We start from the raw sequence: 25,597 nt of genomic DNA, 5'->3' as shown, positions 1-25,597 counted from the left end.
TCATCCTCTCTGGAGATTGTTAGGCTATAACATTTCGTGTATTTTTAAATTGTTTATATTCTTCTTTATCCATAATTTCTTTCAGAATACGAATGGTGTTAAAAACATCATTATAAGAAGAATAAAGAGCCACAGGTGCTAAACGAATCACATTTGGAGAGCGAAAGTCCGGTGTTACATGATTGACTTTCAGAGCTTTGCATATTCTTGCTGCTTCTTCATGCTTTAAGCTCACATGACCGCCACGACGCTGATCTTCAAGTGGATTGCAAATGGTAAATCCATGTTCAGAAAGCTCTTGGTTGATTAAGTTCATCATAAACGTTGTAAGGGAAAGGGACTTATTTCTAAGATTCTCGATTCCAGCTTCCTCAAATAGTTCTAATGATCCGAGTAAAGGTGCACTGCTTAGGATATGGGGTGTTCCAATTTGAAAGGCACCAGCAGACTCGGCAGGTGTCAACGTGTGCTCCATATCAAATTGCTTATCCTTCCTAGAACCGAACCAGCCAGCAAGTCCTGGTTTTCTTCCAAAGTGTCGATTGTTCACATATAATCCTCCAACACCACCGGGACCACTATTTAAGTATTTATAATTACACCAAACAGCGAAGTCTACATCATCTTCATGCAATTGATGTGGGAGAGCGCCAATGGAATGAGCCAAATCAAATCCAATGACGATATTTCTTTTGTGAGCTTCCTTCGTTAAATACTTTATATCGAGTAGCTGTCCACTTCGATACAGGACGGAAGGTAATAGAATAAGAGCAACATCATCAGTCATGGCGTTTACGATGTCCTCTTCTTTTAACGTGTTTCCATCATGGCTTTCTACTTTAATCAGATGTTCTTCAGGTGAAAAACCTTTTAACTCCAGCTGACTTTGAATCGCATAAATGTCAGAGGGGAAGGTAAGGGCATCTGCTAAAATCTTAGAGCGACTTCCACTAGGTTGGTAGAAGGTAGCGAGCAACTGATGGAGGTTGGTAGTAATGGACCCGGTAACAATCACTTCGTCTTTTTTAGCGCCTACTAAAGGGGCAGTCATTTCACCCAGTTTCTCAGAATAATAATACCAAGGCTCTTGTCCATCCATCCAACCGTCGATTCCATGCTCTTTCCAGTCGTCAAGGGAAATCAGGAGGGATTTCTCTGCACGTTTTGATAATAACCCCAGTGAATTCCCATCCATATAATAGTGTCCATCTCTTATGTAAAATTCGTTTCGAAAGCTTGCTAATGAGTCTTGTTTGTCCAATTGTAATGCATCTTCTAAAGTATACTGTTTTTCCTGCTTCATCCTCATCCCGCCTTTGCTGTTCTCTATAAAAATCATAATGGAAATGGTTAGAATAGTAAAATAATTTCGAGAGGATAATGAAAGGATTGATAGAATATCAGCCTGAAAGGGATTAAACCATAATTCTCTTACATATCCATGCGCTTCTTTAAAATAAAAGGTATAATACAAGTGGCATTTCTGCATAGTAGTGCTCAAAATCTACTTGTATAGTAAGAATTTAGTTTGTATAAATGGTTTTTATCACTACCCATCTCGGTCACGCAATTTCCTATAGATAGTGAAGCAGTTCTCCTGACCATCAAGCACACACAAATTGACAGAGCTATCCTATGACAAACAACTTTGAGAAAAGAGACATTTATTAATAGAGTTAAATATAATATGAGAAATGGATTCATTAGAAAATCCATCACTATGGAGGAATGTAAAGATGATAGATTTACCAAATTGCCCAAAATGTAATTCAGAATATACGTATGAGGATGGCACTCTTTTTGTTTGTCCGGAATGTGCTAATGAATGGACACTAGAATCGGGAAATAGCGAAGATACTAAGGTTGTAAAGGACGCAAACGGAAATGTTTTAAGCGATGGAGATGCTGTAACAGTTATCAAAGACCTTAAAGTAAAAGGGAGCTCTTCAGTCTTGAAAATCGGTACAAAAGTAAAAAGTATCAGATTGGTTGAAGGTGATCATGATATTGATTGCAAGATTGATGGTTTTGGAGCCATGAAATTAAAATCTGAATTTGTTAAGAAAATATAAGTCTATAGTAGTGTAATCATAATCAACCAATAGTACGTTCATAAGTAATTTTAGTACCATTAGTAGATGTCTTTTTTATTTTTTAAAAGCTATTTTCGAAATATTAAATGCAACGAATAAAATGAGGGTTATGAACAGTAGAACACCAAAAAGGTTGATCAGTTTTTTTACTGATCAACCTTTTTTATAGCCTTTTTACAGAAATGGCATTTCTCATTTTTCTTAAGGCTTCCTGTCCTTCTTTTTCTCGACGCATCATTAAGTTTACATAAAGGGCATCAATCAAAGTCAGCTGTGCAATTCGAGATGACAGAGCTTCTGAGCGATAATCGGTTTCCTCAGAGACCGTAAAGAGAGAAGTATCAACTTGTTGGCTCAGTGGAGACTTAGCAAAATTAGTAATACAAATCGTTTTAGCACCCGTATCCTTTACGATATCCAATACTTGAAGAATATCTTTCGTAGACCCGGAGTGAGAAATAAAGACGGCACAATCAGCACTTGTCATTTGAGAAGCAGTCATAAGTTGAATGTGACTATCACTTGTTGCATGGACACGAAGGCCTGTACGAATAAATTTATGATAGGCATCCAGAGCAATGACACCTGAACCTCCACTACCAAAAAATTCAATACTCCGTGCATCCACCATCATATCAACGGCTTTCATTAGCTTTTTCTCATCTACTACCATTAAGGTATCTTCTATTGTTTTTATATTTGAACGAAATACTTTGGTGGCGATTGTTTGAGTTGTGTCTCCTTCATCAATTCGCTCGTGAATATCCTTTAATCCTGTCACGATTTCAGATGCAAGGGCTATTTTCATTGCTTGATAGCCTTTAAATCCAATTCTTTTACAAAAGCGAAAAACAGTTGAATCTGCTACCCCTAAATCTTCAGCTAAGCCGTTAATAGTGGAATGGATAATGTCAGTGGGGTTTTCCAAAATGTAATCGGCAATCTTCTTCTCTGTCACACTAAATTGTGGGTAATGTGATCGGATACTTGCTAAACAATGTTGATGTTCTTGATTCATAAGCAACACTCCTGTAAGGGTTTTCATAATGTAATTATACAAGAATTAGAGAAAAATAAAAATAATTTCTGTAAACGGTTGCAAAAATAAAAATATTTTTTATAATAGAGTATATGGAAAAAATTTCTTAATTATCTCAAGGGCACGAAATAAGTTTTTATATCTCTATGAGAATTAGAGATACATAGAACTTTTTGTAAACGTTTTATCGTTGCTTTAAAGGGTCATGGTTTAAGTTAATGAAAGCAGTATAGCTGTCTCTATAAAAGAAGGGTATTGTTAGAAGAAGGAAATACGTTGCGTTCCGTATTAACATTCTTAGGTCATCCGTTTGTAGCGTTAACGATTGCAACCCTTCTAACGTTCATTTTCTTAGGAACGAAACGAGGATATTCTCGCCAAGATGTTCAAGATATTGCAACGAAAGCACTTGAGCCAGCTGGAATTATCATTTTAGTTACAGGTGCTGGTGGAGTATTCAAACAGGTACTGATTAACTCCGGTGTCGGTGAAGTACTGGGAGAAATGATGGCAGGTTCAAGTTTACCGCCTATCGCTCTTGCCTTCTTAATTGCCATGGTTGTTCGAATCGCTCAAGATTCAGCGACAGTATCTATGGTTACAGCAGCTGGATTAATGAGTCCGTTAATTGCTACATTAGGTATGGAAGGTCCGGTTCTTGGGTTAATGGTCATTGCCATTGCTTCAGGAGCAACTGCGTTCTCTCATGTGAATGACAGTGGATTCTGGTTAGTGAACCGTTATTTTGGATTAGACGTAAAAGATACATTAAAATTATGGACGATAATGGAAACGATGATCGGTTGCTGTTGCATTCATTTTAGGGATATTCATTAGCTAAAATAGGATAAAATATGAGTAGGAGAAGGAAGAGCCGTGTTGCTTCTTCCTTTTCTCTATTTTATTAGGAGGAACGATAATGTCAGAACTGATGATAGGTGTTGATATAGGGACAACCAGTACAAAAGCAGTACTTTTTAACGAAAGAGGAGAAGCGATTCATCGCCATGGAGTCGAATATCCATTACATACACCGTCACCGGGAACGGCAGAACAGGACCCAGAAGAAATATTCCATGCCGTCATGAGCTGTATGAAAGAAGTTACATCTCAAACGAATGAGAAGATTTCATTCGTTTCCTTTAGTTCTGCTATGCATAGTTTAATTTTAGTAGATGAAAATCATCAGCCAATCACCCCTTCCATTACATGGGCAGATAATAGAAGCTCTGAATGGGCAGAGAAAATCAAAAGAGATTTGAACGGAATGAATATTTATCGTCGGACAGGAACCCCTATTCATCCTATGTCTCCATTAGTTAAGCTGACTTGGCTAAAGAATGAGAAACCAGAACTATTTTCAAAGGCTGCGAAATTCATTTCCATTAAGGAATTTGTTTTCCATCGTCTGTTTGGAAAGTATGTTGTGGACTATTCCATTGCCTCTGCAACGGGAATGTTCCATTTAGAAAACTTGTATTGGGACAAAGAGGCTTTAGAGGTAGCCGGGGTTAGAGAAGATCAGTTATCAGACCCAGTTTCGACAACTGAAAGTATTGTTGGCTTAAAACCAGAGTATACAGAGATATTAGGTCTCCCTGAAAAAACGCCATTTATTATTGGAGCAAGCGATGGAGTTCTATCCAATTTAGGTGTGAACGCTATTGAACCTGGTGTTGTGGCCGTGACAATCGGAACAAGTGGAGCGATTCGTGCTGTCACGGACCGTCCAGTGACAGATCCAAAAGGAAGAATTTTTTGTTATGCTTTAACGGATAAACACTGGGTGATTGGAGGTCCAGTCAATAATGGAGGAATGATTTTTAGATGGGTGCGGGACGAGCTTGCCTCTGCAGAGGTGGAGGTAGCGAATAGAGTAGGCAAAGATCCATACGAGGTTTTAACGGATATTGCTGCAAAAGTAGCACCAGGTTCTGATGGCTTGCTTTTCCATCCTTATATGGCAGGAGAAAGAGCCCCCCTTTGGAATGCAAAAGCACGTGGGTCATTCTTTGGTCTTGGAATGCACCATAAAAAAGAGCATATGATCCGTGCTGTTTTAGAAGGAATTGTGATGAACTTATATAGCGTTCTACTGGCACTTGAAGAATTAGTCGGGGCCCCTAAACGTGTCCAGGCAACAGGAGGATTTGCCCGTTCTGAATTGTGGCGTCAGATGCTGGCAGATGTATTTGATCAGGAGGTACAAATTCCTGAAAGCTTTGAAAGCTCTTGTCTAGGAGCTATTGTTTTAGGAATGTATGGTCAAGGAAAACTAAATTCATTAGAGAAGGTAAGTGAAATGGTAGGATCGGTTCACTCTCATATGCCAAATCCTGAAGCAACGGAAGCATATAGAAAATTAATGCCTATTTTCATCCGACTCCCACGATTGCTTGAAGAAGAATATGAGGCGATTAGTGCGTATCAAGAAGGAAGCTGACTCTTTTAAGAGTCGGCTTCTTTTAAAAGAGTGACAGGTAAACACATAGCCAATTCCCCTATTTTTAAGGTATAATAGAGACGAGTGAAATATCAGAGATATAGATATAATCGGGAAAGAGAGTGAAACGAGATGGGACGTAAGTGGAACAATATTAAAGAAAAAAAAGCGTCAAAAGATGCTAATACTAGTCGTATATATGCGAAATTCGGAAGAGAAATATATGTAGCTGCAAAACAGGGTGAACCAGATCCTGAGTTAAATCAAACCTTGAAATTTGTACTAGAGCGTGCGAAAACATACAGTGTACCTAAACATATCGTGGATCGTGCCATCGATAAAGCAAAGGGCGGTTCTGAAGAGAATTTCGACGAGCTTCGTTATGAGGGATTTGGACCAAACGGATCAATGGTTATTGTTGATGCCCTAACAAATAACGTTAATCGTACCGCTTCAGAAGTACGTGCTGCCTTTGGTAAAAATGGTGGGAATATGGGTGTAAGTGGCTCTGTTGCCTATATGTTTGATGCTACTGCAGTTATTGGTGTCGAGGGGAAATCAGAAGAAGAAGTTCTTGAGATATTAATGGAAGCAGATGTCGATGCGCGTGATATTTTAGAAGAAGAAGATGCTGTCATCGTATACGCAGAACCTGATCAGTTCCATGCAGTCCAGGAGGCATTCAAAGGTGCCGGGGTTACTGAATTTTCAGTGGCAGAGTTAACAATGCTTGCACAAAATGATGTAGAACTACCTGAAGATGCACAGGAACAATTCGAGAAAATGATCGATGCGATTGAAGACCTGGAAGATGTTCAACAGGTGTACCATAATGTTGATTTAGGAGAATAATCTCCTGGATTTCTATTCCTCTAATGCCTATGCATTAGAGGATTTTTAATATCAATAGAGTGGAGGGAAGAGATATGGTTACGTTTCAATTCAGCCCATTTCCAACTTTGGAGACGGACAGAATCCTTTTAAGAAAACTAGAATCGAAGGACGCTTTATCCATTTTTGAATACCAATCAAATAAAGAAAATTTTCCTTATGTGGACATGCAGGTTTATACAGAAAAAGAAGAAGCGCAAAGCTATATTAAAAAAATGAATGCAGGAGTGGAAAGCAATAAATGGATTATTTGGGCCATAGCAGATGTTCACTCCGATCAAATTCTAGGAACTGCATCCATATGGAATTTATCAGAAGAACAACGTAAAGGGGAGTTAGGATACGGACTATTCCCTAGTTATAGAGGGAAAGGCTTGATGAGCGAAGCGTTAACAAAAGTTGTTGAGTATGGAGTGAACACAATGGGTCTAAAAACCATTGAAGCTTATACAAACTCCAAAAATAAAGACTCTATTGCATTGTTGAAGAATGGTTATTTTATAAAAAAGGCAAATAGCAGAGAAGCAAATACATATAGCGGCGAGCCAATGGACATGGTTATCTACCAACGGATATTTGAATGAAGAAAAATGTCTGCCTAATAGAATCCATATTTCAGGGGAGACTATTCACTACATTTCTTTCATGATTGGTGGTAGAAAAAGTGAATAAAAAAGCATGGTTGCTTCTAGGCTCAATGGTATTGATTTTTCTATTTTTACAGAAGACGAATTTGGTAATTGCTAGCCATGAATCAAGTCAAATTGATTTAAGCAATGTCACCTTTGTAAAATCAGAAATGGAACCTGATCGTGAATTGGAAGAGGCTTTCAGTAAAGTATATCATTTGAAACGTGGCGAAGATAAAGTTCAGTATTATTATAATCGGATTGATTTAAACGATGATGGAACCCCTGAAACATTTGTTTACCTGGTTGGTCCAACAGTTTGTGGTACAGGAGGATGCAGTGCTCTTATTTATCAAAAGGTTGATGACCAGTACAAATTAAGCTCGCAATTCTCATTAGTGAGAAACCCGATTATTGTTCAAGACAAGAAAACGAATGGTTGGAGGAACATCATCATGTATGTATCCGGTGGTGGGATTAAGAGTAGCTACAAAATGCTTACATTCGATGGTGAAAAGTACCCGTCCAATCCATCGGTCCAACCGGATGTGGAGAACGGTGTAATTGAAGGTACAGGAATTATTAATGATGATTTATTGATAGATAAGGGGATAAGCTTTTGAGTTGTTTATAACATGGGTGTTGACATGGTTAGGTTGATAATAAAGTTTTGTTTTTGATAATAAACGATTAGTGTTGATACTAATTCATAAAAGTTGTTTATATTTTTAATGGATTTTTTAAAGTTGAAAATAAAAGTCTAAAAGTTGAAAATAAAGTTTGAAAAGTTGAAAATAAATCCTTGATTGTCGATAATATCTCTTGCTTGAAGTAGTGATTCCGTCTATAAATCGTAAAAAAGAGGTTAATTTATAGAGATTATGACCATAAGGAACCTAATTTAGTATTGAAATTGTTCTTTTCTTAAAAAAATGTTGCAATTTTAGAGTGAAAAGTAGTACATTTTCTGCTACCTGATACTAGCGGCAAACGAAGCACTTCCCTTTAAAACGACTTGTCAAATTGACAAGTCGTTTTTGTTGTTCTAAAAATAAGGAAATTGTCTACTAAAGTCGTCTTATCACTTGTTTTGTCGAATTGATTGAAAATTCAGCATATTACTTCATTCTAGCTATCGTCTTTGTTATGCTAAAAAAGGAATGTAAAAAAATATGTGATAAGGGAGAGGTAATAATGGGATTAGATCAACTTGAATTACAGCAAGAAAAACTGAAAGTGGATCAGAAGGAAAAAACCAAACCCTATTTAACGGCATTGATCGGCTGGAGTCTACCTGCAATTGAAGCCTGTGCAAAATTAGAGAGACCTTTCGTCGTTGTCGGTCCGCCAGACTTTGAATCATATGCAGAGAAGCATGATATAGCATTTGTAGGCTGGGATTTTGAACGATTAAATGAAGGGTCAGACCATCTTTATAAGCAATTAAAAGCAATGGGAGCAGAGGTGGCGGTCCCTCTTTACGAAGAGTGTGTAGAGTGGGCAGGAGCTTTAAATTCACGCTTTCGAAATGAGCCAAGAATCTTTAACCGTTCCCTACTTTTAAGAGATAAAGGAATGATGAAGCGGAAGGCACAAATTGCCGGAATTAAAGTTGGCGTATTTGAAGAAGCAAGAGATAAGGAAGATGTTAAACGCTTTTTAAAGCGAGTTAACGAAGCCCTTCTAAAAGTAGAAGGAGATAAAAACGACCCTATCCACGTAAAGCCCCTAGATAAAGCCGGTTCAGTAGGACACCGTGCAATAGAAAACCCAGAAGATATTGATGCCATCGCAGATGGAGATTTTCCACTACTGATGGAAAGTCATCTTGATGGTCAGGAATTTTCTTGTGAAGCCTTCATTCATAATGGGAAAATTCAATTTTTAAATATAACAGAGTATGTTCGTTTAGGATACTCAAACTTTGTTCCACCATCTCCTTCCTTAGAAGAAAAAAGACCCATCATCCGAAAGGCAATTGAGCAGTTAATTGAAGCATTTGAAATTGAAAACGGAGTCATTCATCCAGAGTATTTCATTACTTCCGATGGCACTCTGCATTTTGGAGAGGTTGCTGCCAGAGTACCGGGAGGTCATATTTTTGACCTAATAGAAAAAGCTTATGGATTCAGTGCGTACCAAGCTCAAATTTTATGTTCTGATCCAAACACAACGGAAGAAGAGCTCCGTGAATTCTTTCCTTCAACAGGGGAAAAGGCTGAAAAACATGCGGGCTGCTTAATGGTTCATCCTCACGTGAATTATGTAGAAAAGCTGGAAGTACCTGATGAACTGGAAAACCACCCTTATTTTGAGAAGCATGATATGTTTAGCCCGGCACAAGGTAAAGTGGCCCAAAGAATTGGCTTCGGAAATCATTATGGAACAATATTCTTTTATGGAGAAGACAGCGAAGAAATGCGGAGCTTATTGAAGGAATATGAAAAGTTTAATTTTTATATTTGATTCCCTTATTCATACGGCATTCTGATTGATAAAGGAGATTTGAAATGGCTTTTGAATTAACGTCTAAGTTAGAGGAACGATTTATGCGGGCGTTGGATGACCTGGAGAACTCAGCGTCTTTCGCAAAATCAATGTATCAAACTGATGTGTATCAAGAAGCTCAAAGACTTTTGGAGACAAGTGAAGGTCTAGAGACCTTATATCGCTATGCTAATCGCTTTGAAAGGGCTGGAGTTTTTCAGGATGGACCGTGGGAGCAGGCATCTAAGCTCCAACCCCCCCTTGTGGCTGGATCTCTACAAGCAAAGGGACTTCCATCTATCATTGAAATTCTTAGTGAACTGAGAATGTTATCCATAGCAGAAGGGGAATATGATAACCCTAATGTCTCTTCTGAAATGGCAGGAGACTACTTAAACGAAGTAATGGTGCTAAACCTTAACCTTCTTTTTCCTGAAGCTACGGAAGTTTCTCGGATTGAAGGTGGGGAGGAAAGTGAAAGGGCCACAGAGCTGTTTCAATTTTTGTCCCAAAAGCTTTCCTATCAAGCACTCACAACTACATTGATTAAGGAAATTGAACGACTTACTGCTCAAAGACCTATCATGGTAAAACGTACAACCTCGATGATCAAAACGGCGAAAAGGATGCTTCATTCAGAATTGAGTGTTGCTGAGAGACTTGTATTAGAACGGTATGTAGCTGCGATCGAAGGACCATCTCCGTTAAGTAAAAGTATCAGTAGCCCTGGAGAGTACCGGAAAAAACTGATGGAGCTATCAAAAGAAGAGCTGGAGAAAGAATCTATTACATTTGCTCAATCGATGCGTGAGACGGGATTAGTTTCTCCCCATCATGCCATTCTGCTTCGATTTTTAAGTAGAAAGATGCAAGAGCTTATTCCCGTGGCCTTGCAATTGAATGATAAAGGGAAAGCGAACCTTGACGAGCATTCAGAATTAGTTGGTCAACTAATAAAAGTGGCCATATTCCCTGCTACAAAGCAATCTGTGTATGGTTTAGCACTGATGCTTGAAAGAGGTGTACTTTCGTCTTCACCGGTCTCACCGGGACTTAGAAGGCTCATTGAGCTGGATATTAGACCTGAAGTAAGAAAAACGCTTCTAAATGCATATAAACCTGGTGAAGGAATTACGGCTAACTCTGTTCTTCTAGCGGGTGTAATCAGTGTTCTCGGACAGCCCCTCGGAATTGGTCAGGGTCTGAACCCTACCTGCCAGGCAGCTAGAGGGATTAGTCTCTGGTCCCAGCATGCCCCAGGATATTTGCTTGAAATTATTCCAAGGGCAGCTCGGGATGGTGATATTGATATCAAATTTGAGGGAATACCCATTCACTCGAAAGATTTGAGCGGTGGGTTAGCCCCTGAGCTTCATCAGGAGCTTGATTCTGTGTCACTCGTTCTTGTTCCTCATCTTGATCGGATATATAGTGAGATGATGATGAGGGTATCCTTGAGGGGAGAAGATGGACATCGATGGGTAAATCCTGAATTTTATGGAGACTGGGTTCAAAAAGGGTTTAGCAACGTAATTGACCCTTTAACTGGCCGTATTTCTGATTTTCAAGGGTTCGTGAGGTTGTTCTACTCTACTCACCACCCAGATTATAATGATGACTACGGATTAATTTACCCAAATCCAGTGGGGATTTTCATAACAAATGTCCATGGGAAGCTTCTTGGCTTTCACGCTGTGTCGATCTTAAGAATTACTGAGGATCCTAAAGGAGACTATCGAGTTTATTTTTACAATCCAAACAATGACGGATCTCAGAACTGGGGACAGGGCATTGAGTCATCAGTCATGGATAACGGAGAGAGGGAAGGGGAATGCTCCCTTCCATTCCACGAATTTGTATCTAGACTCTATGCTTTTCATTACAATCCTTATGAACAAGGAGATTCTTTTGCTGTTGAGAATGATATTGTCGAAAAAATTGAAGAACTTGCAAGAGATAGCTGGGGGAAGGATTATTCCTGGGTATAAAAATAAAGTCTGTTTCTTAGCAACAATCTATTTGTAAACAGGCAAAAGTAAAGAGGGTTAAGCAACCGAGACGTTGCTTAGCCCTTTTCATAAGAGTTGAAGTGTAATAAAAGAATAATTAGCCATACTAATAATGGAGGTGGAATATATGAATGGCAGAAAAAAGAAAGAAGCAGAAATGGAGATGGACACAGCTCTTAACCCGGAATTCACAATGAAAAGTGATACGTCTACTTTTAAAGAAAATGAAGTGAACGCCTATACACCTGGTGATTCTGTGAATGAGCATAGCCAAGTGGAAGAAGGGAACGAATTCATAGCTGGTAAGGAAATAGGACAGCAAATAGAAAATGGATGAGGTGTAAAAAGTGAACAATCAAGAGTTTCCAGTGGCAAGTCTTACAGACGACTCTTTAGAAAAAGTAAAGCATATGGAAAATGAGCTTCGTCAGGAGACAAACGAAGATATCATTTTAATTGCTTATAAGAATGGGAAAATCCAACAAAACATAAATACGAGTACTTAAACCCTCCATCCTTAAAATGAACGAAATACAAACAGAGGAGGAAACTAAATGGAAAAAGGAAATAAAAACATACCGGATTTCAAACAGCTAAATGATCGAGTTATTGCAGAACCTTCAAATGGTCCATTTTTTGCAATCAAGACGAACCTCGATGATCCCGATGACAAGGAAAACCCATACGCTTCAGAACGTGCTAGTGAGGAAGAAAGTGAAAAGTTAAAGCGTTTTTTTAATGACGACATTCTGTAATGAGACATTATCAAATCATTCCATATTAGGTGTATTCCATTTTGTGTTTAAATGGAATACACCTTTTTTAATTCGCATCATTCGATAAGTGTTTATCATAAGGATTTAAAAAAACCCTAAAAAAAGAGTCTGTTACCACTAAAGGTAACAGACTCTTTTACAAAAGAATTAAAGCTTTTCATTGTACTGTTCAGCAAGTAATTCTTTCGAAACTTTAGGTGCAAGCCACAGCATAGGCAGCAATAATATAGAAACTGGAACAGCTGTCACGACGATAAAGCTTTGTAGTGCATTTATGCTTCCGTCACCAATATAAAGAAGAATGGCTGAAATGGCTCCCATTAGCATTGCCCAGAATACACGAAGGGAAACCTTTGGATCTCCTTCTCCTGAAACCGCCATGGCAATCGTGTAGGACATGGAATCACCAGTGGTCACAACAAAAATAATGGTTAGAAGCAAGAACAGTGGTGAAATAATCGCTGCTAGCGGTAGCTGATCTGTAATAGCAATCATCGCTGCCGGCATTCCACCGTTTGTAAGCTGCTCAGAAACACTTCCTGGATTCTGTAATTCATAGAAAATTCCTGAGCCACCTACGACTGTAAACCAGAACGTTGTAACGAGAGGAGCGATAACAGCAATAGCAACTATGATCTGTCGAATTGTTCTTCCTCGAGAGATACGACTAACTAAAATCGCCATCATAGGTCCATATCCGATAAACCAGCCCCAGAAAAACACGGTCCAGCTACCTAACCAACTTTTGTCGGCACGATAAGTACTTAATTCTATAAAGTGATCAACGTAGAAACCAAAAGATGAAATAAAGGAATCAAAGATAAATCCTCCAGGACCAAAGATCAGAACGAATACGATTAATCCGAAGGCCAAACGAACATTGAAATTACTTAAAATTTGAATACCTTTATGAATACCAGTAGCTGCAGAAATTGTTGAAACAATCACTAGTCCGATAATAATGGCAAGCTGTGTAGAGAATTGATCAGGAATACCGAATAAAGCAGATAATCCATAGCTCGCTTGCAGTCCTAAGAATCCAATTGGACCAATCGTACCAGCTGCAACAGCAATAATGGCAAATGCATCAACGATTGTTCCTAAAATACTTGTTTTCAGCTTTTCACCGAAAATAGGGTATAAAAGAGTACGCGGTTTTAATGGCATACCTTTATGATAATGACCGTACATCATAACGACAGCACTTAAAGTTCCTAAAATTGCCCATGCAAGGAATCCCCAGTGCATATAGCTTTGAGCGAGGGCAGGCATGATGGCACCTGCGGTTTTTGCATCAACACCCTCATGCATAGGTGGGACCGTCATGAAATGATACATAGGCTCAGCGGCAGCCCAGAATACACCGCCACCTGCTAGTAATGTCGCCATAATAATGGACAACCATTTAAACGTGGTGATTTCAGGTTTTTCTAAGTACCCTAATCGAACCTTCCCGTATTTTGAAAATGCAATATACAAAGCCACAAGAAAATGAAGTAGCATTAGTACTTGCCAAAATGCTCCAAAGTACTTTGATGACCATGCAAAGCCACCATTTACAAAAGTCTTAACGCTATCAATACTTACAAAAGCTGCGATAACGAAAGCAATTAATAATCCACCACTGATGGCAAATACGGGCCAATCAATTTTGGATGTCGTTCTATTTTTAGTAGACATGTATTATAAGCTCCTTTAATTTATTACTTTGCAAAAAACACATTTGGTTACTATCTCATGAAAAATATGAATATGTAAAGGATAGAATTAAATTATTGAGAGAGTTTTTTTATGATAACCCTTACATTGTAATAATATGCAGAGGTATTTCTTTATCAAAAATATTCAAAAAAATTCCTGACTTCTCTATCCATTTTAAGAAAAAAAGTTATACTAAAAGGAAGATGAAAACAAACTGAAAAAGGCAAACTTGTTGAAAGATAAGGACGCAAAGCCATGGGCCTAAAGCGAATAATCGTAAGGCTGCCAGGTTACCAGACTCTTCTTAAGAGTCGCGGCTCAAAGAAGAGGAGCATGGATGATGAAAAAGCAGTTTTTCCAATGTATTTTGGTCTTACTTTTGGGTATCAATTTATTAGGCACAGCAATGAATGAAAAGGCGGCGGCAATGAGTATTCAAGGGAAAAGTACTTGGCTTTGGAACACAGAGGAATTGATTGAAAATAAAGATGAAATCATTACTTTCCTGAAAGCAAACGGAGTAAATGAACTCTATTTGCAAATTAATCGGTCAGTTTCTAATGAGCATTATCAGCAGTTCATTGAAAGAGCTTCAATGGAACATATTAAGGTTTATGCTCTTGATGGAGCAGCGACCTGGGCCACAGTTAAAGGGGGAAAGTCACTTGCAACTTTCTTTGAGTGGGTTGAGAACTATCAACACCAGTCAAATGAAAACCAACAGTTTACCGGTGTTCATTTAGACGTAGAACCTTATTTATTACCGGGCTGGAGCTCTTCATATAAAAAAACGGTTTTAAACTACCAAAAAATGATTCGGGATGCAGCTATCTTTTCTAAGTCTCATAAGCTTTCATTAGGAGTAGATATTCCTTTTTGGTTTGATGAAAAATACTTTCAAAATGAATTTGGTAAAGGAAATCTTGCCCAGTGGGTTATATCTGAGACCGATGAAGTAGCGATAATGGCATATCGAGATCGGGCAGAGGGTCCAAATGGAATCATCCAACTAGTAAAAAATGAAATGGATTTTGCCTTTTTAGAAGGTAAGAAGGTAAAGGTAGGAGTTGAAACAGCTCCCAGCTCAGAGGGTGGATTTCTAACCTTTTTTGAGGAAGGACAGGATGAAATGAATAGGCAGATTGAGATTGTTGATAGGTACTATTCAAATGACCTGCCCTATCATGGTATAGCCATTCACCACTTAGATAGCTGGATGAAGCTTCCATGAAATATCAAAAAACAACTGATTTAAGGCAATATCAGTTGTTTTTGCTTTAATTATGGAATAAAAAAGAGAGAAGGAATGAAAATGGAAAAAGAAAAAGTAGCATTAGTTGCTGGATCTACCGGTTTGGTAGGAAAAGAGTTAATTGAAATCCTTCTAAAAAGTCCAAATTATAAAAAGGTTATTTCCTTCGTAAGAAGAAGTAGTGGATTGAAGCATAAAAAGCTGGAAGAGAGGGTTATTTCTTTCGATTCCATGAAGCTTCTACCACATGAAGAGGTGGATGATGTGTTTTGTTGTCTCGGTACGACAATTAAAATAGCAAAAACAAGAGAAGCCTTTAAAAAAGTAGACTTTGATTATCCAATTCAGCTTGCGAAATTAGGGAAGGAACATGGTGCGACGCAGTATTTAATCATTTCAGCTATGGGAGCAAACTCCAACTCAAGATTTTTTTACAGTCGAGTAAAAGGAGACGTAGAAGAAGCTTTAAAGGCCATGCACTTTTCTTTGTTACATATCTTTAGACCGTCCTTGCTTTTAGGAGAGAGGGAAGAATTCAGGTTAGGGGAAAAAGCTGGAGAGCTATTTTCTAGAGTGATACGCCCTGTAATGGTAGGGAAGTTAAGGAAATATCAAAGTATTGCCGGAAAGCAAGTTGCTTATGGAATGTACCAAGCTGCTAATCAACCTGCACAAATGGGCATTTCTATTTATGAATCGGATCACATTCAGCAATTTTAAAGGAGGAGAGACATGAAGAGAATCATTAGAGGTCATCATCTACTATGTATTCACGGCTTTAAAGGAATGGGATACAGCCCTAAGTTTATTGAAGTGATGAGTAGCATTGTAGAAGATATAAGCCATGATGACACGGACTTCCCAATTCAAGTGGTTCAATCCTTTGATGATGCTTGCCAAGCATGTCCCCATAAAGGAAAGACCCAGTGTGAAAAAAGTGAAGATTCTAATACACATGTACTCAGCTTAGATGGGAAGGTGCTTCACCATTTAAGGATAAAGCACGGTGAAACATATATGAAATCAGAGATCATTAAGAAAACCGCCACTTTGGTTCAGCCTGATGACTTAGATCATTTATGTGAAGGGTGTTCATGGCTCGAATACGGAGTTTGCAAGGAAGGGATTCAGAATTTAAAAGAAAAGGTGTTGTCTTAAAAAGAAGACCCATTCTCACATGTGAGGATGGGTTAATTTGTTTATGGATTTTAAAAAAATGCTTATTTCGTAAGGGTATTTTCGGAAACTTTGTTGCTATTTTAAAGAAGAGAGTAGTAGTTGATTGCAGTGAGAGGAAGCTCGCTTTCCGCGGGGCTGGCGGTGAGGCTCCTCGGCAGAACGCCTGTGGAAAGTGGAGCAGTTCCCCCCACCATCCAGCACACACTGATTGACAGAGCAAGGGCAGAACCCATGTTAAAAACAACAATCTTTGTGAAAAGAGCATTGTTGTTTAAATATCATAATACTGCCGAATCATATGAACAGCTTCCTTGAGAGACGAATCACCCTCTATATTCACCAGCATTCCTTTGATCACAATGGGGCGAGTTTGCTCTTTTTGAATTTCTTCTTTAATTACTTCTAGAGATATTCTAGTGTTCTCATCATTTGTGTTATTAATTGAGTTTTCTATCAAAGTAACTAGAGTCGCCTCTGTGATTTTAGAGGTGGTGTGCCCTTTCATCATATCGTCCATCTTTTCAAATGAAAGTACAGGCTGTTCCCCACTTTTTAATAACCCCTCCACGACATCATCCGTACGCTTGAGGATAAAGGTAGAGAGATAATCAAAATCTAATTCCATATTATCAAGCATAACCAGTTCTAAATAGGATTGAAAAAAACCTTGAATCATTAGAGTTATATCCCAAAAGTAAGGTTCTATTTTATTACCATATATAGCAAATAAGCGTCGCTTGTAGAATTGATTGGTATTTACTTTCATTTCCCGAATTAGATCATGAATCTCATCGTTGAAAGGCATTGCGTTTTCTCTAATCTGCATAATAATAAACTCTTTATGTTTGCAAATTTCAACCAGCTGACATTGAATCTGCTTTCGGAATTTTTCATATGGGGGTAAATCCTCATGTTCAATTTCATTTACTTTTGAATGAATCATTTGGAAATAGTAGCTCATTATGGCTAACAACAGGGCTTCCTTAGACTTGAAATATAAATAAAAAGCACCTTTCGAGATGTCACATTCATTCACAATTTCTTGAACAGAGGTGGCGTTAAACCCTTTGGTTGCAAATAACTTTATTGATGTTTCAATGATTAACTTTTCTTTTTCCTTCATACGTTCCTCTCCTCAATAAAACTCCTATCTTCTATTATGACTGATTGGTCATAAAAAATAAACCTTTTAATATTGACTAGTGACTGTACGGTCAGTTATATTTGAATGTGTTATGACTAGTCGGTCATTAATAGAGAAAAGGGGAGAGTAAAGAGTGAATAAAACAATCAATTTTGTTCTGAAAAATAAATTCGCGGTATGGTTGATGACCATCATTGTGATTATTGCCGGATTGTATTCTGGCTTTAATATGAAGCTTGAAACATTACCGAATATTAACACTCCTATTGTTAGTGTTACGACCATTTATCCAGGGGCAACCCCTGAAGATGTAGCAGAAAAAGTATCGGTTCCTATTGAAAAACGGTTGGGGAATTTAAATGGAGTAAATGTTGTAAGCTCTACTTCTTACCAAAATGCTTCTGCCGTTCAAATTGAATATAAATTTTCAAAAGACATGGATGAAGCTAAAACAGAAGTAGAAGAAGCACTTTCTGATCTATCATTTCCAGAAGGCGTAAATGAACCGGATGTTTCTAGACTGAGCTTTAACGCTTTCCCAGTCATTGCTTTTAGTGTAGCGAATGAGGATCAATCCTTATCACAATTAACGACAACAGTTGAAGAAACCATCGTACCTCAGCTTGAGGGAGTAGATGGAGTCGCTTCTATTCAAGTATCAGGTCAAGAAATGGAAGAGGCTCAGCTTGTCTTTGATCAAGATAAATTGGCTGAATATGGACTATCTGAAGAAACTGTTAAAAATATGATTAAAGGTTCAGATATCTCAGCCCCTTTAGGCTTGTATACGTTTAAAGACACCCAAAAGTCGGTACTCATTGATGGAAATATTACAAGTATTGAAGATTTAAAAAAGGTGAAGATACCTGTTACTCCTTCGATGAATCGGGAAGGCACGGTAAACCCTTCACAAGGGGGGCAAACAACGCCACCATCACCTCAAACGGGTGGGGAAGCTACAGTATCTCCAAACATTCCGACGGTTGAGTTATCAGATATAGCGGATATTAAACTAGTTGGTAAAGCGGAATCCATTTCAAGAACGAATGGAATTGAGTCTATTGGACTTCAAGTAGTGAAAACAGCAGATGCAAATACGGTGGATGTTGTGAATGCCGTAAAAGAAGAAGTAAGAAAGTTTGAAAAAGATTTAGATGGTATAGAAATTATATCTACCTTTGACCAAGGAGAGCCTATTGAAGAGTCTGTAAGCACTATGTTAAATAAAGCGTTATTTGGTGCCGTGTTTGCAGTCATCATTATTTTGCTTTTCTTACGAGATATAAAATCTACGATTATCTCAGTTGTATCCATTCCATTATCACTATTAATCGCTATTCTGTTATTAAAACAAATGGATATCACATTAAATATTATGACCTTAGGTGCCATGACGGTTGCCATTGGGCGTGTAATTGATGATTCCATTGTCGTAGTAGAAAATATTTATCGCAGAATGTCGTTAAAAGACGAAGAACTACGAGGGAAGGCATTGATTCGTGAAGCAACGAAGGAAATGTTTGTTCCGATTATGTCTTCAACAATCGTAACTATTGCAGTGTTCCTTCCATTAGGATTAGTGCAAGGGATGATTGGGGAGTTATTCCTTCCATTTGCGTTAACCATTGTATTTGCCTTATTGGCTTCATTGTTGGTTGCCGTAACGATCGTTCCCATGCTTGCCCACTCCATGTTTAAACAAGGTGTTGGAAAGAAACAGCATAAGGAGAAACCAAGCACTTTAGCAAAGTGGTATAGAAGTATTTTGAGTTGGACATTAAACCATAAAATCATTTCCTCTATTCTAGCCATTGCTATGCTGGTTGGAAGTTTGTTCTTAGTTCCTCTTATTGGTGTCAGCTTCCTGCCGTCAGATGAAGAGAAGATGGTCATGGCAACTTATAAGCCGGAGCCGGGTCAAACAGAAGAAGAGGTTAATAAAATTGCTCAAGAAGCAAATGAATACTTCGAAGGACGCAAGGATGCTGAAACGATTCAGTATTCTGTTGGTGGAGAGAATCCAATGAGTCCAGGAAGCACGAATAATGCCATTTTCTACGTGCAATATAGTGATGACACTGAGAATTTCTCAGAGGAAAAAGAACAGGTAATCAAAGACTTACAGGAATCAACGAATACTGGTGAGTGGGCTTCACAGGATTTCTCTGCAAGCGCAGGAAGTAATGAGATTGTTGTGTATGTTTACGGAGAAACCCTTAAAGAAATTGAACCAGTCGTAAAAGAAGTTCAATCTATGATGGAAGAAAATAAAGATTTCAAGAAAGTCGGATCGAGCATTTCTGAATCCTATGATGAATATTCATTTATCGCGGATCAAGAAAAGCTAAGTGAGCTTGGTTTAACAGCGGGTCAAATTGCCATGGAGCTTAGTCAAACTCGCCAACGTCCAGTCTTAACCACTATTGAAAAAGATGGTGAAGAAGTAAACGTATATCTTGACGTTGAAAAAGAAAGCTACGAAAGTATCGAAGATTTAACAGACAAAACCATTCAATCTCCATTGGGAATGGAAGTTCCGATTAAAGAGGTTGTAGAAGTAAAAGAAGGAAAAACATCAGATACGGTTTCAAGAAGAGACGGAAAAGTTTTTGCTCAAGTGAGTGGAGAATTAAAGACTGATGATGTATCAAAAGCATCTGCGGATGTTCAAAAAAAGGTTAAAGAAATGGATTTACCATCCGGAGTAACGGTAGACATGGGTGGAGTAACAGAGGATATTCAAGAATCATTTACTCAATTAGGTTTAGCTATGCTGGCAGCCATCGCCATTGTTTACTTGATTCTCGTGATTACTTTCGGTGGGGGACTTGCACCATTTGCGATTTTATTCTCCTTACCATTTACGATTATCGGTGCGTTAGTAGGATTACTAATTGCTGGCGAAACAATCAGTATCTCATCAATGATTGGAGCTCTTATGCTGATTGGTATTGTTGTAACAAATGCCATTGTCCTGGTTGATCGTGTTATCCATAAAGAGAAAGAAGGATTATCAACGAGAGAAGCCTTATTGGAAGCGGGAGTTACTCGCCTTCGTCCAATCTTGATGACGGCCATCGCTACGATCGGAGCACTATTCCCTCTAGCACTTGGTTTGGAAGGAAGTGGACTGATTTCAAAAGGTCTTGGTGTAACCGTTATTGGTGGTCTCACAAGCTCAACGTTATTAACTCTTGTGGTAGTCCCAATCGTGTATGAAGTGTTAATGAAAATAAAAGGGAAATTAACTCGACGTAAAGTAGTAAAAGAATAGAGTGGAAAAAAGCAGCCCTGAGGAGGGCTGCTTTTTTTGTAAACTTTTAATCTATTTAACTGAGTAACTACTATAGCTGAATATAGAAGCCTTTTATGAAAGCTTTTCATTCAATAGAGAAGTATGAAAAAAGTACAATGGTTTCTCTCTCAATCTAACATTAAATTTTCTAAAAATTATATTGATTCAATACAATGTCTAGGATATAATAATTTTAACGAAAGCGCTTTCGATAAAGAGGAGATCACAATGGTAACTATCTATGATTTAGCTAGAAAGACTGGATTTTCAAGTACGACAGTTTCTAAAGCTCTAAATAATTACACAGATGTTAGTGAAAAGACGAAGAAGAAAATTCTACAGGCAGCAGCAGATTTGGGATATTTACCAAATGCTCATGCCCAATCCCTTTCTACTAAAAAGTCTTGGACAATAGGTGTGATGTTTTCTGAGGCGAATGAAGTTGGGATGAAGCATCCGTTTTTTAGTGCCATTATTGAAAGTTTCAGGAAAAATGCAGAGCGTGAAGGCTACGATCTCATTTTCGCATCTCGTAATCTCAGAAACCGTGATACTAGCTATCTAGAACATTTTCTTTATCGTGCCGTTGATGGCATAGTTGTGATTTGTTCCGATCCTCATGATCCACAGGTGCAGGATATGATTAATAGCAGTGTGCCGATAGTCGTAATCGATATGAACAATCAGAATTGCAGTGTTGTTTATTCCGATAACATTGAGGGCGGGAATCTTGCCGTTAACTATCTACATACTCTTGGCCACACAAAGATTGCTCATATTGCCGGAGACTCTATGATTGATGCTGGTGCTGAAAGAATTAAAGGATATTCTCAGGCAATGAAGGGATTAAATCTTCCAATTCCACAAGAATACATTGTAGAAGCAGGGATGTTTTCCATTCAAGAAGGTAAGGAAGCAATGAAGAAGCTGCTTACTCTAAAGGATAAGCCCACTGCAGTATTTGTAGCAGGGGATCATATGGCTATTGGAGCAATAGAAGCCATAAAGGAACAAGGATTAAGAGTGCCAGAAGATATTTCAATCGTTGGTTATGATGATATTGAAATGTCCAGTTATATTACACCGAAGCTTACTACTATAAGGCAAGATACTGATCTTATAGGGACTAAAGCTGCTAAGCTGTTAATGCATCAAATTTTACAAAAACAGAAAGTGAAGATTACTGAGGTTGTCCCAGTAGAACTTATGATTAGAGAATCTTGTACAAGCTTGAAAAAAGAAAAAAGAAACTAATTTTTTTTGGTATTTTCGAAACCGGTTTCGAAAACAGGCATTTTTTATTTAACTTAATACGAAACCGCTTTCGTAATATATATATATAAAACCATTAGGAGGAAATTCCATGAAAAAAGTTTTAAGTTTATTTATGGCATTTGTATTGGTGTTTGGGGTACTTGCAGCTTGTTCTGGTGATTCAAAAACATCTGGTGATTCTAAATCTGACAAGAAAAAGGTAGATTTAAAGGTTTGGTCATTTACAGATGAGTTGAAAAAACCAATTACGACTTTTGAAGAAAAGAATGGTGTAAAGGTTGAATTAACGATTGTTCCTATTGCGGACTATCCAACAAAATTAAAGCCTGTTCTTGAAAGTGGCGTAGGTGCACCCGATGTATTTACCGGCGAAATTGCTTTCCTAAAGCAATGGGTTGATGCAGGTTATTGGGAGAATTTATCCGAAGATCCTTATAATGTAAATGATATTGCTGATAAATATGTTCCTTATGTATTTGATTTAGGAAAAGATCAAGACGGAAATGTTCGAGCTCTTTCTTGGCAAACAACACCTGGTGGTCTCTTCTATAAGAGAAGCATTGCCAAAGAAGTTTTAGGAACAGATGACCCTACTGAAATAGGTAATATGCTTAGTTCTATGGATAAAGTATTTGAAGTATCTGAAAAGATGAAAGAAAAAGGATACAGAATGTTTCCAGATGAAGGTTCTATCCGTTGGTTCGCACAAGGAGATAACCCACAGCCTTGGGTGAACGAAGATAATGAGTTAAAACTGACTGATCAGAAAATCGAATTTTTAGATTATGCAAAAAAATTAAGAGAAAACAGCTATACAGCTTTAGCTCCTGAATGGTCTCCGTCTTGGTTTGAAGCTATGGATAAGCCAATTAAAGTAAAAGAAGATGGTAAGGAACAAGAAACACAGGTTTTCTCTTATGTACTTCCTACTTGGGGATTACATAGTGTTCTAAAAACAAATGTTAAAGATTCTTCTGGCGATTGGGCTGTAACGAATGGACCAAGTCCTTATTTCTGGGGTGGAACATGGCTTGGAGTTTATAACAAATCAGAAAATAAAGAACTTGCGTACGACTTTGTGAAAATGATGACTCAAGACGATGAGTTCTTAACTGAATGGGCGAAAGAAACAGGAGATGTTCTTTCTTACCTGCCTGTAACAAATGCCATTAAAGATGACTTCAGTGATGAATTTCTTGGTGGACAAAATAACTATCAGTTCTTCCTGGAGCAAGCTAAAGAAATTGAACCAGGAATTGTAACGAAGTATGATCAACAGCTTGATACTTTCTACGGTAATGCAGTTCAGCAATATGTAGATGGTAAGAAATCCAAGGATGATGCCATTAAGGAATTTTACCAAAAAGCACAGAATGCATATCCGGATTTAAAAGTACCAAAAAAATAATTTAGATTAATAAAAAAGTGAAGTTGATTGGAGTTGAGATCAACTTCACCTGTCTCAAAGGTTATGAGTCTTATAAAAAGAGCAAGTAAGGCTGTCTAAATGAAAGACAGCCCCTTGCTAAATTCGTTATTCGAAGGAGGAAGGGGATATGAGTAAATTAAACCGATACGGTTACATTTTTATTGCCCCATTTTGGATTATCTTTTTAATATTTAGTATTTATCCTGTAGCGCTTACTTTCTACTATAGCTTTACGAACTATTCTGGCAGTGGAGTTGCTGAGGTAGTAGGACTGGCTAACTATACACGTTTGCTAACGGATACTTATTTTGTAGAAGCATTTGTTAATACATGGAAAATTTGGGGGATAAATTTCGCGTTACAAATTGGTTTAGCTCTTATTCTAGCATTAATCTTTTCGGATATGAGAATGAAGTTAAGGGGATTGCCTTTCTTCAGGTCTATCTTTTATTTACCTAATCTGATCACGATTAGCTCGGTTGCTTTATTATTTGGTATTTTATTAGATTGGCAGCATGGATCATTGAATATGCTTCTATTAAAAATAGGGCTTATTTCAGATCCAATAAATTGGTTAAACGAACCTGCAACAGCTCAACTATCCGTATCATTAATTCTGACATGGATGTGGTTTGGTCATTCTTTTATTGTTGTGATGGCTGGGGTATCTGGAATTTCGAAGGATTACTATGAAGCTGCATTAATTGATGGAGCCAATCGTTGGCAGACGTTTACCAAAATCACGCTTCCTCTATTAAAGCCTATTTTACTTTATATCATGATCACTTCTTTAATAGGTGGTCTCCAATTATTTGATTTACCAATGCTGATAACAGATGGAATCGGATCACCAGATGGTTCGCTTAACACGATGGTTCTTTACTTATACAATCAAGCATTTAAATATAACAATTATGGCTACGCATCTGCAGTGGCATATGGATTGTTCGTCATTACTTTAATTTTCTCAGCAGTTATTTTTAAAGGAATGTATGGAAATAATCGCAAACAACCAAGGCGGGTGTAAATCATGTTAGGAAGAACAGCAGTTGAAAAAAATATAGAAAATAGTAAGTTACCAAAGTCAAAACCAACTCTTTTACCACATGAATCAAAGTTAAAAAGAAGAAGCATGATGGTAAAAGCGGTTATATATGGTTCATTATGCATGCTGGCCATCATCTGTTTTATTCCCTTTTTAATGATGTTAGTCAATGCTACACGTTCAAATGAAGCAATCCTGACTGGTTTCACGCTGATTCCGGGAAGTTCTTTAGTAGAAAACTACACGAACATGATGGAATACGTGAATATTTGGACGGGATTTAAAAACAGTTTAATTATTTCTGTTTTAGTCACGGTTTTATCTGGCTATTTCTCAGCCCTGACAGCCTATGGATTTGCTTTTTATACATTTAAAGGGAAGAACTTCTTATTTGTATTCATGCTTGTCATGATGATGGTTCCAGGTCAGCTGGGCCTGATTGGTTTTTATGAGTTAAGTAAAACACTAGGGATTTTAGACACGTTTATTCCTTTAATCGTTCCAACGATTGCTAGTCCCTTCGTGGTCTTCTTTCTTAGACAATATATTCAGACAACATTACATCCCAGTCTGATTGAAGCAGCTAGAATTGATGGGGCGAGTGAATTCAAAATTTTTCATACTGTCGGCATACCCATCATGATGCCAGCAGTTGCAACCATGTCCATCTTTACATTTATCGGGTCTTGGAATAACTACATTATGCCTTTAGTGATCTTATTTTCACCTGAAAAGTACACCTTACCAGTGTTGATGGGCTTCTTAAAAGGTTCTCAAGTAGCTCAAAACTTAGGCTCAATGTATTTAGGTATTGCTATTTCAGTTGTACCAATCATGATTGCATTTTTATTCTTATCAAAATATATCGTAAACAGTATTTCAGCAGGGTCAATTAAGGAATAGGGGAGAG

At 37.8% G+C, this 25,597-nt stretch carries 22 protein-coding genes, 1 pseudogene and 1 riboswitch; of the genes and pseudogenes, 19 read left to right on the top strand and 4 right to left on the bottom strand.

The window, feature by feature from the left end; genetic code table 11:
- Positions 1-19 precede the first annotated feature (19 nt).
- Entirely contained in the window at positions 20-1,303 is a 1,284-nt protein-coding gene (gene kynU, locus IQI_RS19320) for a kynureninase (protein ID WP_064094466.1), read from the bottom strand.
- 433 nt (positions 1,304-1,736) lie between these two features.
- Between kynU and IQI_RS19315 the strand changes: the two genes are divergently transcribed.
- Complete coding sequence (locus tag IQI_RS19315; RefSeq protein WP_064094295.1) at positions 1,737-2,072, top strand: zinc ribbon domain-containing protein YjdM; 336 nt, start codon at positions 1,737-1,739, stop codon at positions 2,070-2,072.
- A 184-nt stretch (positions 2,073-2,256) separates the two neighbouring features.
- Here the strand turns inward: IQI_RS19315 and IQI_RS19310 are convergent, their stop codons facing one another.
- Positions 2,257-3,111, bottom strand: coding sequence for a MurR/RpiR family transcriptional regulator (locus IQI_RS19310; RefSeq protein WP_064094294.1), 855 nt, complete (start codon positions 3,109-3,111; stop codon positions 2,257-2,259).
- 273 nt (positions 3,112-3,384) lie between these two features.
- Between IQI_RS19310 and IQI_RS19305 the strand changes: the two are divergent.
- The 10 genes and pseudogenes from IQI_RS19305 to IQI_RS19265 form a co-directional block, all read left to right on the top strand.
- Positions 3,385-3,973, top strand: a pseudogene (locus IQI_RS19305) (GntP family permease); the annotation flags it as partial.
- A gap of 90 nt (positions 3,974-4,063) precedes the next feature.
- On the top strand, positions 4,064-5,575 hold the full coding sequence (gntK, locus tag IQI_RS19300) for a gluconokinase (protein ID WP_064094465.1): 1,512 nt from the start codon (positions 4,064-4,066) through the stop codon (positions 5,573-5,575).
- Positions 5,576-5,707: 132 nt separating this feature from the next.
- A complete protein-coding gene (locus tag IQI_RS19295; protein WP_064094293.1) occupies positions 5,708-6,427 on the top strand; it encodes a YebC/PmpR family DNA-binding transcriptional regulator in 720 nt (239 codons plus the stop codon).
- Between the two features lie 74 nt (positions 6,428-6,501).
- Positions 6,502-7,050, top strand: coding sequence for a GNAT family N-acetyltransferase (locus IQI_RS19290; RefSeq protein ID WP_064094292.1), 549 nt, complete (start codon positions 6,502-6,504; stop codon positions 7,048-7,050).
- Between the two features lie 80 nt (positions 7,051-7,130).
- Positions 7,131-7,718, top strand: a complete 588-nt coding sequence (locus IQI_RS19285) for a hypothetical protein (protein ID WP_064094291.1) — start codon at positions 7,131-7,133, stop codon at positions 7,716-7,718.
- Between the two features lie 571 nt (positions 7,719-8,289).
- Positions 8,290-9,561, top strand: a complete 1,272-nt coding sequence (locus IQI_RS19280) for an ATP-grasp domain-containing protein (RefSeq protein WP_064094290.1) — start codon at positions 8,290-8,292, stop codon at positions 9,559-9,561.
- Positions 9,562-9,605: 44 nt separating this feature from the next.
- On the top strand, positions 9,606-11,570 hold the full coding sequence (locus IQI_RS19275; RefSeq protein ID WP_064094289.1) for a hypothetical protein: 1,965 nt from the start codon (positions 9,606-9,608) through the stop codon (positions 11,568-11,570).
- Between the two features lie 148 nt (positions 11,571-11,718).
- Positions 11,719-11,928 carry a hypothetical protein gene (locus IQI_RS19270; RefSeq protein WP_064094288.1) on the top strand — a complete coding sequence of 70 codons (210 nt, stop codon included), beginning with the start codon at positions 11,719-11,721 and terminating at the stop codon, positions 11,926-11,928.
- Between the two features lie 10 nt (positions 11,929-11,938).
- Positions 11,939-12,097: a hypothetical protein gene (locus IQI_RS20970; protein WP_197489780.1), complete on the top strand. Its 159-nt coding sequence runs from the start codon at positions 11,939-11,941 to the stop codon at positions 12,095-12,097.
- A gap of 48 nt (positions 12,098-12,145) precedes the next feature.
- Complete coding sequence (locus IQI_RS19265; protein WP_064094287.1) at positions 12,146-12,346, top strand: hypothetical protein; 201 nt, start codon at positions 12,146-12,148, stop codon at positions 12,344-12,346.
- Between the two features lie 168 nt (positions 12,347-12,514).
- On the opposite strand, the gene IQI_RS19260 is transcribed toward IQI_RS19265, so the two are convergent.
- Complete coding sequence (locus IQI_RS19260) at positions 12,515-14,047, bottom strand: BCCT family transporter (protein WP_064094286.1); 1,533 nt, start codon at positions 14,045-14,047, stop codon at positions 12,515-12,517.
- Positions 14,048-14,280: 233 nt separating this feature from the next.
- Positions 14,281-14,366, top strand: a riboswitch (cyclic di-GMP riboswitch).
- Positions 14,367-14,408: 42 nt separating this feature from the next.
- Here IQI_RS19260 and IQI_RS19255 point away from each other — a divergent pair.
- From IQI_RS19255 to IQI_RS19245, 3 genes are all read left to right on the top strand, one after another.
- Positions 14,409-15,299, top strand: a complete 891-nt coding sequence (locus tag IQI_RS19255; protein ID WP_064094464.1) for a hypothetical protein — start codon at positions 14,409-14,411, stop codon at positions 15,297-15,299.
- 81 nt (positions 15,300-15,380) lie between these two features.
- The gene (locus tag IQI_RS19250) at positions 15,381-16,040 is read left to right on the top strand and encodes an oxidoreductase (protein WP_064094285.1); all 660 of its coding nucleotides are present in this window, start codon (positions 15,381-15,383) and stop codon (positions 16,038-16,040) included.
- Positions 16,041-16,052: 12 nt separating this feature from the next.
- Positions 16,053-16,478 (top strand): DUF1284 domain-containing protein, encoded by a 426-nt coding sequence (locus tag IQI_RS19245; protein WP_064094284.1) that lies wholly within the window; start codon positions 16,053-16,055, stop codon positions 16,476-16,478.
- A 292-nt stretch (positions 16,479-16,770) separates the two neighbouring features.
- On the opposite strand, the gene IQI_RS19240 is transcribed toward IQI_RS19245, so the two are convergent.
- Positions 16,771-17,622, bottom strand: coding sequence for a TetR/AcrR family transcriptional regulator (locus IQI_RS19240; protein WP_064094283.1), 852 nt, complete (start codon positions 17,620-17,622; stop codon positions 16,771-16,773).
- A gap of 154 nt (positions 17,623-17,776) precedes the next feature.
- Between IQI_RS19240 and IQI_RS19235 the strand changes: the two genes are divergently transcribed.
- The 5 genes from IQI_RS19235 (at position 17,777) to IQI_RS19215 (ending at position 25,590) form a co-directional block, all read left to right on the top strand.
- Positions 17,777-20,917: an efflux RND transporter permease subunit gene (locus tag IQI_RS19235; RefSeq protein ID WP_064094282.1), complete on the top strand. Its 3,141-nt coding sequence runs from the start codon at positions 17,777-17,779 to the stop codon at positions 20,915-20,917.
- Positions 20,918-21,166: 249 nt separating this feature from the next.
- Positions 21,167-22,192: a LacI family DNA-binding transcriptional regulator gene (locus tag IQI_RS19230; RefSeq protein WP_064094281.1), complete on the top strand. Its 1,026-nt coding sequence runs from the start codon at positions 21,167-21,169 to the stop codon at positions 22,190-22,192.
- A gap of 109 nt (positions 22,193-22,301) precedes the next feature.
- The gene (locus IQI_RS19225) at positions 22,302-23,621 is read left to right on the top strand and encodes an ABC transporter substrate-binding protein (RefSeq protein ID WP_064094280.1); all 1,320 of its coding nucleotides are present in this window, start codon (positions 22,302-22,304) and stop codon (positions 23,619-23,621) included.
- A gap of 148 nt (positions 23,622-23,769) precedes the next feature.
- A complete protein-coding gene (locus tag IQI_RS19220; RefSeq protein ID WP_064094279.1) occupies positions 23,770-24,669 on the top strand; it encodes a carbohydrate ABC transporter permease in 900 nt (299 codons plus the stop codon).
- A 105-nt stretch (positions 24,670-24,774) separates the two neighbouring features.
- Positions 24,775-25,590 (top strand): carbohydrate ABC transporter permease, encoded by an 816-nt coding sequence (locus tag IQI_RS19215; RefSeq protein ID WP_064094463.1) that lies wholly within the window; start codon positions 24,775-24,777, stop codon positions 25,588-25,590.
- Positions 25,591-25,597: the final 7 nt, after the last annotated feature.

Origin of the sequence: Rossellomorea aquimaris TF-12 (genome assembly GCF_001648555.1) — a bacterium.
GTDB classification, from domain to species: domain Bacteria; phylum Bacillota; class Bacilli; order Bacillales; family Bacillaceae_B; genus Rossellomorea; species Rossellomorea aquimaris.
This window is presented reverse-complemented; position numbering and strand designations above follow the sequence as displayed.